Origin of the sequence: Pseudooctadecabacter sp. (assembly GCF_020627745.1) — a bacterium.
Classification (GTDB): Bacteria; Pseudomonadota; Alphaproteobacteria; order Rhodobacterales; family Rhodobacteraceae; genus Octadecabacter.
On sequence record NZ_JAHDGE010000001.1, the window covers coordinates 32163 to 46358 of the forward strand.

Annotated in this window: 11 protein-coding genes; 8 read left to right on the forward strand and 3 right to left on the reverse strand. The window is 61.3% G+C overall.

Annotation, left to right across the window (positions count from 1 at the left end):
- Window positions 1–1205 (reverse strand): DEAD/DEAH box helicase (locus QZ653_RS00195; protein ID WP_296416854.1); only part of this gene is annotated, 1205 nt, incomplete at its 3' end.
- A gap of 343 nt (window positions 1206–1548) precedes the next feature.
- Between QZ653_RS00195 and QZ653_RS00200 the strand changes: the two genes are divergently transcribed.
- On the forward strand, window positions 1549–2358 hold the full coding sequence (locus QZ653_RS00200; protein WP_296416855.1) for a division plane positioning ATPase MipZ: 810 nt from the start codon (window positions 1549–1551) through the stop codon (window positions 2356–2358).
- Here the strand turns inward: QZ653_RS00200 and QZ653_RS00205 are convergent.
- Window positions 2355–3617, reverse strand: a complete 1263-nt coding sequence (locus tag QZ653_RS00205; protein WP_296416857.1) for a hypothetical protein — start codon at window positions 3615–3617, stop codon at window positions 2355–2357. The two genes, QZ653_RS00200 and QZ653_RS00205, sit on opposite strands and share 4 nt — an antisense overlap.
- Before the next feature lie 263 nt (window positions 3618–3880).
- Between QZ653_RS00205 and QZ653_RS00210 the strand changes: the two genes are divergently transcribed.
- Together QZ653_RS00210 and QZ653_RS00215 are read left to right on the forward strand one after the other, a co-directional pair.
- Window positions 3881–5269: an aspartate aminotransferase family protein gene (locus QZ653_RS00210; protein WP_296416859.1), complete on the forward strand. Its 1389-nt coding sequence runs from the start codon at window positions 3881–3883 to the stop codon at window positions 5267–5269.
- Between the two features lie 100 nt (window positions 5270–5369).
- The gene (locus QZ653_RS00215; RefSeq protein WP_296416861.1) at window positions 5370–7349 is read left to right on the forward strand and encodes a trypsin-like serine peptidase; all 1980 of its coding nucleotides are present in this window, start codon (window positions 5370–5372) and stop codon (window positions 7347–7349) included.
- A gap of 37 nt (window positions 7350–7386) precedes the next feature.
- Here the strand turns inward: QZ653_RS00215 and QZ653_RS00220 are convergent, their stop codons facing one another.
- Window positions 7387–7809, reverse strand: a complete 423-nt coding sequence (locus tag QZ653_RS00220; RefSeq protein ID WP_296416863.1) for a GNAT family N-acetyltransferase — start codon at window positions 7807–7809, stop codon at window positions 7387–7389.
- Between the two features lie 137 nt (window positions 7810–7946).
- Between QZ653_RS00220 and QZ653_RS00225 the strand changes: the two genes are divergently transcribed.
- The 5 genes from QZ653_RS00225 to QZ653_RS00245 all read left to right on the forward strand — a co-directional run bounded on the left by QZ653_RS00225 (window position 7947) and on the right by QZ653_RS00245 (window position 14179).
- On the forward strand, window positions 7947–9410 hold the full coding sequence (locus tag QZ653_RS00225) for a PLP-dependent aminotransferase family protein (RefSeq protein ID WP_296416865.1): 1464 nt from the start codon (window positions 7947–7949) through the stop codon (window positions 9408–9410).
- A 164-nt stretch (window positions 9411–9574) separates the two neighbouring features.
- On the forward strand, window positions 9575–11353 hold the full coding sequence (xsc, locus tag QZ653_RS00230; RefSeq protein ID WP_296416866.1) for a sulfoacetaldehyde acetyltransferase: 1779 nt from the start codon (window positions 9575–9577) through the stop codon (window positions 11351–11353).
- A 74-nt stretch (window positions 11354–11427) separates the two neighbouring features.
- On the forward strand, window positions 11428–12345 hold the full coding sequence (locus QZ653_RS00235) for a phosphate acyltransferase (RefSeq protein WP_296416867.1): 918 nt from the start codon (window positions 11428–11430) through the stop codon (window positions 12343–12345).
- The gene (locus QZ653_RS00240) at window positions 12345–13418 is read left to right on the forward strand and encodes an acetate/propionate family kinase (protein ID WP_296416869.1); all 1074 of its coding nucleotides are present in this window, start codon (window positions 12345–12347) and stop codon (window positions 13416–13418) included. Before QZ653_RS00235 ends, QZ653_RS00240 begins: the two co-directional genes overlap by 1 nt.
- Complete coding sequence (locus QZ653_RS00245) at window positions 13418–14179, forward strand: sulfite exporter TauE/SafE family protein (RefSeq protein ID WP_296416871.1); 762 nt, start codon at window positions 13418–13420, stop codon at window positions 14177–14179. The genes QZ653_RS00240 and QZ653_RS00245 overlap by 1 nt, the downstream gene beginning before the upstream one ends.
- Window positions 14180–14196: the final 17 nt, after the last annotated feature.

Below are 14196 nucleotides of genomic sequence, written 5' to 3' on the forward strand. Positions count from 1 at the left end.
CGGCCGCCGCCACCGCCACCGCCGCCACGACGGCCCCCGCCGCCGCCGCGCTTGGGTTTGGCTTCTTCTTCGTCCTTGGCCCAAGGGCGGCCACCTGCCACGGGGATGTCGGCCTTCATGGCCTTCTGGATGTCGCGCAGCTCGCCCATCTCATCAGGTGCACAAAAGGCAATCGCCATACCGTCCGCGCCCGCACGGGCCGTCCGGCCAATCCGGTGCACGTAGTTTTCGGGCACATTGGGCAGGTCGTAATTGTAGACGTGTTTGACCTCGGGAATGTCCAGACCACGCGCCGCCACATCCGTGGCCACCAGCACCGTCACCTTGCCCGCCTTAAAATCCGTGATCGCGCGATCCCGCTGGCCTTGGGATTTGTTGCCGTGGATCGACGCGCTGGCAAAACCCTTTTTCTCAAGCAGTTTATGCAGCTTTTCGGACCCGTGTTTCGTGCGGCCAAACACAATCGCGCGTTCATCGCGGTGCTTGTCCATCAATTCAATCAACAGATCGGTCTTGGCAGCCTTGGCCACGAAATGCACCGATTGTTCGATCCGGTCCACCGCCTTGCCGGGTGCGTTCACCTGCACGCGCACGGGGTCGTTCAGATAGGCCTGTGCCAATTCGTTCATCTGTTTGGGCATCGTCGCTGAAAACAGCATCGTCTGACGATCCGCCGCCAAGAGAGGTGCAATCTGGCGCAGCGCATGGATGAACCCCATGTCGAGCATCTGGTCCGCCTCATCCAGCACCAGAAAGTGCGTCTCATTCAGGCGCACGGCCTTACGGTCCAGCAGGTCAATCAACCGGCCCGGTGTGGCGACCAGCAGGTCCGTGCCACGTTCCAGTTTACGCATCTGCCCGACGATACCGGCCCCGCCCACGACCAACATGGTCTTGAGGTGCGTGCCGGTGGTGTAGGCGGCCAAATTCTCCTGAATTTGTTTGGCCAATTCGCGGGTGGGGGCGAGGATCAGGGCGCGCGCGGTTTTGGGCGCGGGCTTGCCCTGTTCTTTCAGCAGCATGTTGATCATCGGCAGGCCAAAGGCCGCCGTCTTGCCAGACCCGGTCTGTGCCAGCCCCATCACATCGCGGCCATTCATGGCGTGCGGGATCGCTTGGGACTGGATCGGTGTCGGGTCGGTGATGCCTTGCTTTTCAAGGGCGGCGATCAGTCGGGGCGCAAGGCCCAGCATGTCAAAATCCATCGGTCGTCTTTCTGGGCAAAGGCCCATGCACGGCGCTATGGCCGTCAATATCTACGGGAACTGCCCGCCACAGAACGCGCGCCTGATGGCGCGGCACCCCTGCGTGATTGTGGGAACCTTCATCGGACCTGTCTTTGGTCCGTGGTCGATACACCTGCGCGCACCTTGTGCGCCTGCTCACGCGGCAGCCGGTATCGACCCGTTGTGTGGCACATGGAGGCCACGCCCCCACAAGTCAATCCCCAGTGGCCCGTGTGCAGTGATTGTCTTGCCAGCCAGACGCAGTAAGGTTACGCCATCTTTCCGGGCAACGACCCGGAAACAGCATCGAGGGAACAAAGCAGTGGCACATATCATCGTTGTGGGGAACGAAAAGGGCGGCGCGGGCAAATCGACCGTGTCGATGCATGTGGCCACTGCCCTCAGCCGGATGGGCCACAAGGTCGGCACGCTTGATCTGGACCTGCGCCAGAAGACGCTGGGCCGCTACATCGACAACCGCACGACCTATCTGGCCAAAGAGGGGCTGGCCCTGCCCACCCCCACCTACCATGACCTGCCCGAGGTCGACCCCGCCTCCCTGCGCGAAGGCGAGAACATCTTTGACCACCGTCTGTCCGCCGCGGTGGCAGGGCTGGAACCGGACAACGATTTCATCCTGATCGACTGCCCCGGCAGCCATACCCGTCTGTCGCAGGTGGCCCATTCGCTGGCCGACACCTTGATCACGCCCCTGAACGACAGCTTTATTGATTTCGACCTGCTGGCCCATATCGACAGCGACGGAGAAAACATCACCGGCCCGTCGGTCTATTCCCAGATGGTCTGGAACGCGCGGCAACTGCGTGCGCAGGCGGGGTTTGAACCCATCGACTGGATCGTGGTGCGCAACCGGATGGGGGCGCAGAACATGGTCAACAAACAAAAGATGGAAGCGGCGATTGAAAAACTCAGCCGCCGCATCGGGTTCCGCACGGCACCGGGGTTCAACGAACGGGTCATCTTTCGCGAACTGTTCCCGCGCGGCCTGACCCTGCTGGATTTGCGCGATCTGGGTGTCAAAGGGCTCAACATCTCGAACGTGGCCGCACGGCAGGAATTGAGGGAGCTTATAAAAGCGCTCAACCTGCCCGGCGTCACGGTTGATTTTTAACCAAGACCAAGATCTTCAAGGAAATCTCCGTCGCCCAATCGCATCCGACCGGTCAGGCCGAACAGCTTCTTGATCCCGATGATGCCAAAGAATGCGGCCAGAACCACCGCGAGCAAGGTCGCTGCGGCCGTCATGTCGCCGGTTGCGGCCGCATCTATCAGTCCCGCGAACCACTCGGATGCGGCATCGGCAAAGGCAAGGCCCTTGGACACGATATCCTCGGGCGTGCCATCCACGATCTGCGCCTGTGGGGGCAGCGCGGCCTGATTGACGACGTCGGGTGTGACCGCCTGAACAGGTGCCTGTGCCACTGTCGGGGTGCCGGTCACGGCCATCCCGTAAATCACAGACCCCGCAAGAAGCACAAAGGCCCCGCCGACAATGCCGATCAGCGCTTTGCGCAGGCTGAACCGGCGCGGGGATGCGATGATGGGGTCGGAGTCATACACCACAGGTTCGGCGTGCGACGCCTCGAAGGGGGCAGTCTGCACCAGCCCGTATCCCATAGGCGCCGCCGCCGCGCTTTGGTCCGCGTCCTCGTGGTCTTCCGTCCCATGTGCCAAAACATGGCCGTCCTCTGTCCGATGAAACGCGAGTTTTGCCAGAGCCAGCAACCCGATCACCCCAGCCACCTTTGAAAGGATTCCAAAAATTGTGAACGTACCGTCCGCAGGCGCACCCAAGGCTGCCGCGCGCCCGTCCATATAGGGCCAGATCACGACCGCGTCTTCAGGCATCGCAAGCCCCATATCGACCATCGATTCCTCAACCAGACCCCGCCATTGCCCCAGCCCGCGAATTTCACCATTCAAAGACATAACCGGGCCAAGTTTTCCGTCGTCCAGCACCATTTCTTTGACCTGCGCGGGCGTGAATGTCGAAAAGCGCGAATCCTTAGCCGTGAGCATCGCAAAACCGCGCACCGCATTCGGATCGCTCTCGGTCGGGGCGACAATCGGGAACATCACGACATAGTCGGTGGTCCAGTCCTTTTCGTACGAAAGATTGTAGGAATAGTCCCACAGCAACTGCGCCTCGATCATAGCCTCGCGCACGGGGGATACATCTAGTGCGCGATCAAACGCCTGCACCTCGACAGCCGCGGGTGGGCCAGCCTCAATTGCGCGACGGTCCGCCGCCTGCCGTGTGTTGCTTTCCACCTGAAGAAAATAGGCCCCCACGAATATCAGGGCAGAAATCACGCCCAGCGCCATCGGGCCAAGCCGCAAGAACCATAAAATCAAAGTGCGATAGGCCATTCTGGCACCTTTCAGCGATCTATCCGTGTCTTTACGTAGGTGCCCTATCAGGCAAAAATTGGGCCGGACCGTGCCGATTTCACGCTGGAGTTGCGCGGCACGCGCTGTGCGGTCATGGTACCCGCTCAAAGGCGGGACACCGGTGCGACGTCCGTCTGGCATTATTCGGTGGGGCACTCTGGCCCTATCTGACACCCCGCAAAGTCGCAATAGTATGACATCGCGCCACATCAGCGCCCCCGATTCTAGCAGGAGGTCCCCTAATGGACGGAATGACAGCAAACGATCTGACCCACGTCGTAGAGGCCGACCGCGCCCACGTGTGGCACCACCTGATCCAGCACAAGCCCTTTGAGACCGGTGAGCCCCGCATCATCGTCGAAGGCAAAGGCATGCGCGTCTGGGACCAGCACGGCAAAGAACACCTTGATGCCGTCGCCGGTGGCGTCTGGACTGTCAACGTGGGCTACGGCCGTGAAAGCATCGCCGACGCCGTGCGCGACCAGATCCTGAAGATGAACTTCTTTGGCGGCACCGTGGGCACGATCCCCGGCGCCTTGTTTGCGGAAAAGCTGATCGAGAAGATGCCCGGCATGACGCGGGTCTACTATGCGAACTCCGGATCCGAGGCGAACGAGAAAGCCTTCAAGATGGTCCGCCAGATCGCCCACAAACGTTACGGCGGCAAGAAGACCAAAATTCTCTACCGTGACCGCGACTACCACGGCTCAACCCTCGCCACGATGTCGGCAGGCGGACAGGACGAACGCAACGCCCAATACGGCCCCTTCGCGCCCGATTTCATCCGCGTTCCGCACTGCATGGAATACCGCAAGCACGAACAGGATGGCGCGCCAGACCAGAACTACGGTGAATGGGCCGCCAACCAGATCGAAGAGGTCATCCTGCGCGAAGGCCCCGACACAGTCGGTGCGCTGTGTCTTGAACCCGTCACAGCCGGTGGCGGCGTCATCACGCCCCCTGAAGGCTATTGGGAACGGGTGCAGGAGATTTGCACCAAGTACGACATCCTGCTGCACATCGACGAAGTCGTTTGTGGTATGGGTCGCACAGGCGTTTGGTTCGGCTATCAAAACTACGGCGTACAGCCGGACATCGTAACAATGGCCAAGGGCGTGGCCTCTGGCTATGCGGCGATTTCGTGCTGCGTGACGTCCGAGAAGGTCTTCGATCTGTTCAAGGACGACCACACCGACCCCATGAACTACTTCCGCGATATTTCCACCTTTGGCGGCTGCACGGCAGGCCCCGCTGCCGCATTGGAAAACATGCGCATCCTTGAAGACGAGAACCTGCTGGACAACACATTGGTCATGGGTGACCGCCTTGTGGCAAATCTGAACGCGCTGGCTGAAAAGCACAAAGTCATCGGCGACGTGCGCGGTAAAGGTCTGTTCTGCGGTGCCGAACTGGTGTCTGACCGCGACAGCAAAGACCCCGTGCATGAAAAGATGGTCGGTCAGGTTGTGGCCGATTGCATGGCGCAAGGCGTGATCATCGGGGCCACCAACCGTTCCGTTCCGGGCAAGAACAACACGCTGTGTTTCTCACCCCCGCTGATCGCAACGGCCAATGACATCGACGAAATCACCACTGCGGTTGATGGGGCACTGGGGCGTGTGTTCGGCTAAGCACCGACACCAACATTACATACGGGCCGGGTTCAGAGTGGACCCGGCCCTTTCTTTTTGGAAAGGTGGGACCACACGTCATTTTCAAAGGCCCCGTTTCATGCTCCGTTCCTGTCTTGCCCTCCTCCTGTTGGTCACAGCCCTTCCTGCCGCTGCGCAAAATTCATGTGACTTCGCCAATGACAACGAATGTGACGAGGCCCGCTTTGGCGGACAGGGCTATTGCGAAGACAACACCGACAGCAACGATTGCGCGCTGGTGGCCAAAGGCATCGCAGACAACAGCTGTGAATTTGCCTTCGACGGGGAATGCGACGAATACCGTTTTGGCGGAACAGGGGCCTGTCTGGACGGGTCAGACACGTTGGATTGTTCCGAATGGGTCACAATGCGCGAGGCCGATTTTATGACCCGCGCGCAGGCCTTGGGCCTTGATACCTCGGCCATCCAACGCTTGGGTGACAACACCTGCCGCTGGAACAACGACGGCGAATGTGACGATGCAAACTATGGCGGAACGGGCCTGTGCGACAGCGGGACCGATGCCACAGATTGCCTGATGAACGTCCAATCCAGTGCTGCTTTGACCTCGCCCAATGCAGGCGACGACAGCTGTGCCTTTGCACAAGACGGCGCATGTGATGAGGCTCAATACGGTGGCCAGGGGTTCTGTGCGGATGGCACCGACACCACAGATTGCAGCGCCCAGACCGTGGCCGCCCCAGCGGGTGGCGGCGATGACAGCTGCGAATATGCCAACGATAACGAATGCGATGAGGCCCGCTACGGCGGTGGCGGCTATTGTGCAGACGGCACGGACACCGCCGATTGTCGCCAACTGGCCGCTGGCCGCGATGACGACAGCTGTGACTTTGCCAATGACAACGAATGCGACGAACTGCGCTACGGCGGGGGGGGTGCGTGTCTCGATGGCACCGATGCCACCGATTGCGACGCCTTCGGCACCTCACCGGAGGCTCTGGCCCGCCTGCTGGCCCTTGTGCCCGACACCCTGCGCGCAAGCTTGGGTGATGACAGCTGCCAGTATTCAAATGACGGCGAATGTGACGACGTGGCCTTTGGCGGCACGGTCTTTTGCGAAACCGGCACCGATGCCTCTGACTGCCGCGCCATGGCGCTGGGCGGGGAGGACAGCTGCCGCTGGGCCAATGACGGCGAATGTGACGAACCGGGCATCGGCACCGACAACTGCACCTCCGGCACGGATGTGACCGATTGCGCGCCGGTGGCCTATCTGCGCAACCGCACCGACACCTGCAATACGGCCTTTGACGGGGTCTGCAACGAAGCCTCGGGCGGTGACGGCACGTGCGAGGCCTTCAGCGACACCGCCGATTGTCTGGGCCGGTCGCGCCCCGCTGGTCTGGAAAACCACTTCTTTGGCCGCGATGACCGGCTGCTGGTCAATGCCACGCAAATGCCATGGTCGGCGATCGGGTCGCTTGAACTGCAGGACGGCACCTGCACCGGCACATTGGTCGGCCCGTCGCTGGTGCTGACGGCGGCCCATTGTGTCACCGACACGGGCGACGAAACCCTGACCCCCGTCAGTTTTACAGCCGGTTTGTCGCTGGGCCGCTCCATGGGGGAGGCAAAAGTGCTGGGCGCGGTGTTCGACCCCAACTACACGCCCGATGCCCAACCCGCAGGCGGCGGCAACGGCTATGACTGGGCGCTGGTGGTGCTGGACCGCCCCTTGGGCGATGACGTGGGATTTCTCGACGTCCACGAACTGACCGCAGCGAACCTCAGCCAGATCGGACGCGCGGGGCTGATCGTGAACCAAGCAGGCTATTCGTGGGACACGGGCGACAACCTGTCCGGCAACGTCGGCTGCCGTGTGATCGAAGCCTATGACGACAATTCCATCCTGCACGAATGCGATACAGCCCAAGGCGACAGCGGATCACCGTTTTTGCTGAACGTGGACGGCGCATGGAAAATCATCGCCGTGGACAGCACGTTCTTCAACCCCGACGATGACAAGACCCCGTTTGCGCAGGCGAACCTCGCGGTCGACAGCCGCGCCTTTGCGGCGGCGGTGGAACAGCAAAGGTAGTGGAGGTGGTGGTCTGACTAGCGGACGAAGCGGCCTATCATGCAAGCCTCTTCTCGAGATAGTAGAACGCGTTGCTGCCTTCGTAGTCAGGCAAGGAGCCAAAGACTGCGTAGCCGAGGTGTTCGTACAATTCGCGAGCTTTCGAATTTCTGGTTTCGAGGTGGACCCGAATGCAATGCTGCGCCTTTGCGTGGCGTTCGGCGTACCCAAGAAGCTTTCTGCCGAGCCCTTGCCCCCTGTGACTTTCGTCAACCCAAAGTTCAGATATGTGCGCTGAACGAAAGGCAATTTCTCCTTTGCAGCCTGCGATCATTTTTCCGTCCTGACCCACCACCTTCAACAAAAAGGTCTCAAACTCGTCCTCACGTAGAGCTTGACCTGCGGAGGCCAGATTGTTGTGCAGCTCTCCAATCCGCTCTTCGGATGCCGGACTTTCGATTTCAATTTTAACAATGGACATCCACCTCTCCCTTTACGTACTTTTGCTTGTGACCAAACCGTATGTCTGCCGTTTCGAAAGGCAAGATAGGGCTTAATGCAAACCTCTCCCCCATAAGACCAGTTCACATCCTCGCTAAGGCCAGCTAAACTCACCTTATGGCCCTCCCCGTCGAAACCTTTTTTCTGCAACCCGACGCCGAAGGCACGTTGCAGACCCAGATCCGCCAGCTTGTGGCGGAGGGCATCCTTGCAGGCCGGTTCCGACCCGGCGAAAAACTCCCCTCCTCGCGCAAACTGGCCGAACATCTGGGCGTCAGCCGGATCACCGTCACCCTCGCCTTTACGGAACTTCTGGCGGATGATTACATCGTGGCCCGCGGGCGGTCCGGCTATTTCGTATCCGACAACGCGCCGGAGCCGCCGCATTTTCCCGCAAAGGCCGCAGGCGACAGCACCGTGGACTGGTCCCGCGCCATCGGGCAACGGTTCACCTCTCTCGACACCTTTTCCAAACCTGCCGACTGGGCCAATTACCGCTACCCGTTTATCTACGGGCAGGCCGACCCGACCCTTTTTGACAGTGCCAACTGGCGGCTGTGCGCGCTGGAGGCGTTGGGCCGCAAGGATTTCGACGCGCTGACGGCCGATTACTTTGACAGCGACGACCCCAAACTGCTGGATTTCATCGCGCGCCAGACCCTGCCCCGACGCGGCATCCTGGCCAAACCGGACGAAATCCTGCTGACTTTGGGGGCACAAAACGCCCTGTGGCTGACCGCCCAGGTGTTGTTGACCCAACGCCGCACCGCCGCGATTGAAGACCCATGCTATCCCGCCCTGCGTGGCATCCTCGTGCAATCGCGATGCCATTTGAATGCCATTCCCGTGGATGGTGACGGCATCCCGCCGGATGCTTTGCCCAAAGACACCGATGTGCTGTTCACCACCCCCAGCCACCAATGCCCGACAGCCGCCACCATGCCGATGTCGCGCCGACATGAGCTGTTGGAAAAAGCAGAACAGGAGGATTTTCTGATCGTCGAGGACGACTACGAATTCGAGATGTCGTTTCTGAAACCGCCCTCGCCTGCTCTCAAATCCTTGGACAGAAACGGGCGGGTGATCTACGTCGGCTCGTTTTCGAAATCGCTCTTTCCGGGGCTGCGGCTGGGCTATCTTGTCGGCCCCGCCCCGTTTATCCGCGAGGCACGCGCCCTGCGCGCCTCCGTCTTGCGGCACCCGCCCGGCCACATCCAGCGCACGGTCACCTACTTTTTGTCGCGCGGTCATTACGACGCCCTTGTGCGGCGCATGTCCCGCGCCTTTCACGACCGTCGCACCACCATTGACCGCGCTGTGAATGAACACGGGCTGACCGTCGCCGGGCGCGGCAGCTTTGGCGGGTCGTCCTTGTGGATGCGTGCGCCGGATCACGTGGATACCCGCGATCTGGCGGCGCGGCTGGCGGAAAAATCCGTCCTGATCGAACCGGGAGATGCCTTTTTTCAAGGGTTACATCCGCCGACCAATTATTACCGACTGGCCTACAGCTCCATCCCGACACCGCGCATCACCGAAGGGGTCGCCCTGCTGGCGCGGACGCTTGGCGAAATGGCCTGATGCTGCACAGCGGCGGAAGAACGACTCGACATCGAGGCAAATTAATGAGACCACAGGTCTCGATATGCACACTACTGGCGATAAAGCCCGTAATGAACTGGACCTAACGTTGCGGGGGGCAAACCCATAACGTAGGACCAAATTTGATCAGAGGGGATTCCCAAATGAAAATGACCACCGAAGAAGCTTTCGTAAAGACGCTTCAAGCCCACGGCATCGACAATGCCTTCGGGATCATCGGCTCCGCGATGATGCCGATCTCCGACATCTTCCCCGATGCGGGCATCACCTTCTGGGACTGCGCCCACGAAGGCTCCGCCGGGATGATGGCGGACGGCTACACCCGTGCCACCGGTGAAATGTCGATGATGATCGCCCAGAACGGCCCCGGCATCACCAACTTCGTGACCGCCGTCAAAACCGCCTACTGGAACCATACGCCGTGTCTGCTGGTCACCCCACAGGCCGCCAACAAGACCATCGGTCAGGGCGGTTTTCAGGAAATGGAACAGATGAACCTGTTCGCGGATTGTGTGGCCTATCAGGAAGAGGTCCGCGACCCCACCCGCGTAGCCGAAGTTCTGACCCGCGTCATCGCCAAGGCCAAGCGCCTGTCCGGTCCTGCCCAGATCAACATCCCGCGTGACTTCTGGACGCAGGTCGTCGACATCGAAATCCCCGAGCCGATCGAATTCGAAGTCTCCGGCGGTGGCGAAAACTCCGTCAAAAAGGCGGCGGAACTGATTTCCAACGCCAAGAACCCTGTCATCCTGAACGGTGCTGGCGTGGTTCTGTCCGAAGGCGGTATTGAGGCGTCCAAGGCGCTGGCCGAAAAGCTCGATGCACCTGTCTGCGTGGGCTATCAGCACAACGACGCGTTCCCTGGCTCCCACCCGCTGTTTGCAGGCCCGCTGGGCTACAACGGGTCCAAAGCCGGTATGGAACTGATCAAGGACGCCGACGTGGTTGTCTGCCTTGGCACGCGCCTCAACCCGTTCTCCACCCTGCCTGGCTATGGCATGGATTACTGGCCCACGGACGCCAAGATCATTCAGGTCGATATCAACCCGGACCGTATCGGCCTGACCAAAAAGGTCACCGTGGGCATCGTGGGTGACGCGGCCAAAGTGGCCAAAGGCATCCTCGAAAACCTCAGCCCCGATGCTGGCGACGCAGGCCGCGAAGCCCGCAAAGCCAAGATCGCTGAAACCAAATCCCGTTGGGCGCAGCAGTTGTCCTCCATGGACCACGAGGACGACGATCCGGGCACGACATGGAACGAACGTGCCCGTGCGGACAAGCCCGACTGGATGTCCCCACGGATGGCGTGGCGCGCGATCCAAAGTGCGCTGCCGCGCGAGGCGATCATCTCCTCCGACATCGGCAACAACTGCGCCATCGGCAACGCCTATCCTGACTTCGACGAAGGCCGTAAATATCTGGCCCCCGGCCTGTTCGGCCCCTGCGGCTACGGCCTGCCTGCTATCGTCGGTGCCAAAATCGGTCGCCGTGACGTGCCTGTCGTGGGCTTTGCCGGTGACGGCGCCTTCGGCATCGCGGTCAACGAATTGACAGCCATCGGTCGCGGTGAATGGCCTGCGGTCACGCAGATCGTCTTCCGCAACTACCAGTGGGGCGCGGAAAAGCGGAACTCCACCCTGTGGTTCGACGACAACTTCGTGGGCACCGAATTGGACACAGACGTGTCCTACGCCGGCATTGCCAACGCCTGCGGCCTGAAGGGCGTCGTTGCCCGCACGCAGGAAGAACTGACCGACGCGCTGAACCAGGCGATCAAGGACCAGATGGAAAACGGCATCACCACGCTGATCGAGGCCATGATCAACCAGGAGCTGGGTGAACCTTTCCGCCGCGACGCCATGAAAAAACCAGTGGCCGTCGCCGGTATTTCCAAGGACGACATGAAGCCCCAGTTGGCTTAATGTCTGTCACAAGACCTTGGGCCGGGGCGGGATTTTCCTGCCCCGGCCATACGCATCTTTAAGGGGACCCCACCATGACTTTCCTGTCCAACGACGCGGCTGAGGCCCCCGCCCATATCATCAAACTTGCCCAAGCCCTGCCCAGCCCCCGTGTGGCCATCGCCCGCGCTGGCGCGCCGCTGCCCATGCTGGCCGCCAAAGAGGCGACAGAGGCCAATATGATGGTCCCGATCTTCACCGGCGAACGCCACATGATCAAAGACGAAGCCGCCAAGCTGGATTGGGACATTTCCGAATTCGAAATTATCGAGGCTGACGGCGAAATTGAAAGCGGCATGGCCGCCGCAAAGGCCTGTGGCGAGGGCCGCGCGGATGTCTTGATGAAAGGCCAGTTGCACACCGATGCCTTCATGCGCGCCGCCGTCGCCCGCGACAACGGGCTGCGCACGGGCAAACGGTTTGTGCACATCTTCCACATCACCAAGGGCGATCAGGCGATCACGATTTCTGATGCCGCCGTGAATGTATCCCCCAACCTTGACACGCGCCGCGATGCCACGGCTGAGGTCGTGACCCTGCTGCATAAAATCGGCAACGCCCGCCCCAAGGTCGCGTTCCTGTCCGCCACCGAAAGCCCGATCGACAGCGTCCCGTCCTCCGTCGAAGGCCGCGAACTGCGCGACTGGGCGGCGGACACCATCGCGGATGCCGATTTCTCGGGCCCCTTGGCGTTCGACCTGATCATGTCGCCCAAGGCAGTCGAGGCCAAGAAAATTACGGGCGACCCCGTGGCCGGACAGGCGGATGCGATCATCGTGCCCGACATTGTCTCAGGCAACGCGTTGTTCAAATCTTTCGTTTACCTCACCGGTGGCTGTGCCGGTGGCATCGTCATGGGGGCCAAGGTGCCGATCCTGCTGACGTCCCGCGCGGATCCTGCGGCGGCGCGCCTGTCGTCCATCGCCCTTGGGGCCATTGTGGCGGCTGGCTGATGATTTTGGTCGTCAATGCCGGATCGTCCTCGATCAAGGTGGCGGTGTTCCAGCCGACGGACACGGCTGACCTGACAGAGGTCATGGCAGGCCAGGTCAGCGGCATCGGCGGCCCATTGGCCCATATTGATCTGGGCACTGACGACAAAGACATCGCAGCCCCCGATCATGACGCCGCCCTGACAGCGATCCTGAACAGCCTTGCCGCCCAAGGCATCACGACACAAACCCTGACCGCCGCCGCCCACCGCGTGGTTCACGGCGGCACGACCCTTGTGGCCCCCTGCCGCGTCGATGACGATGTGATCGCTGGGATTGAGGCGGCCATTCCGCTGGCCCCCCTGCACAACCCCAACAACCTCGCAGGCATCCGCGCGTTGCAGACGCTCGCACCCGACTTGCCGCAGTTTGCCAGCTTCGGCACGGCCTTTCACGCGACCAATCCTGATGTGGCCACGGCCTATGCGATCCCAGCGGACGACCGCGCCATGGGCATCCGGCGCTACGGGTTTCATGGCCTTAGCTATGCGTGGATCGTCACGCAGTTTGGCGATGAGATCCCGTCCCGCCTGCTGGCCCTGCACCTTGGGTCCGGCGCATCGCTTTGCGCGATCAAAGACGGCAAATCCGTTGCCACCTCCATGGGCTATTCGCCGCTGGACGGGCTGACCATGGGCACACGGTCCGGTGCGATTGACGGCATGGCCGTGCTGCGGATGGCTGAGATTCACGGCATTGATGAGGCGGAACGTCGGCTCAACAAGGACAGCGGCCTCAAGGGGCTTGGCGGGGCTAACGACATGCGCTTGCTGCTGGCCGCCGACACACCTGAAGCCAATTTCGCCATTGATCATTTTTGTTACTGGGCCGCACGGCACGCCGGGTCCGCACTGGTCGCCATGGGCGGCATTGACGCGGTCGCCTTTACCGGTGGCATCGGCCAGAACTCTGCTGACATTCGCGACCGGATCATGGCGCATCTGGCCTTTCTGGGCGATATCCCCGTCCACGTCGTTGAAACCCAAGAAGAACGCCAGATCGCACTGGATGCCGTTAATCTGGGGGCCGCGTGATGGATTGGGCGTTGCAGATCACTGACCTGAGCCAAGGGACATTTCTGGCCCTCGTCGCGATCACATTCGTCGCGGGCATCGTGCGCGGGTTTTCGGGCTTTGCGCTGTCGGCCTTGGTGATGGCATCGGCGGCGACATTCCTTGCCCCCGTCCTGTTGATCCCCATCCTGTGGTTTTTGGAAATGTCCGCCAGCCTGATGATGGCGCGCGCGGGCATCAAAGACGCGGATCGGGGCGTGGCCCTCCTCCTTGTCGCGGGGTCCGTCATCGGCTGGCCACTGGGGCTGTGGCTGACGTTGTCGATGCAGGTCGACACCTCACGCGCGGTGGCCCTGTCGATCATCGTGGTCCTCGCCGTGTTGCAACTGGGCAAGGTCCGCATCCCCGGCCTGTCGTCCAAGGCAGGCACGCTGACAGCAGGCATTCTGGCAGGCATCGGATCAGGGCTGGCCCACGTCGGCGGCATGGTCATCGCGCTTTACGTGCTGTCACTGGGCAGCGCGGCACGGTCCATGCGCGGCACGCTGGTGTTGTTCCTGTTCGCCTCAGGCCTCTTCTCCCTCTTTATCCAACTGGGCTTTGGCACCATGACGGCCACCGCCGCCGCCCGTGGTCTGCTGCTGATCCCGCCGACCCTGCTGGGCGTCTGGCTGGGCACCAAATTGTTCATCCCCAGATGGGAATCCTACTATAAACCCTTCTGCCTCTCCCTTCTGATCGGCCTTGCCTCGCTCGGCCTGATCCGCACCCAATTCGTCTGACACTGAAAGGTCCTGAT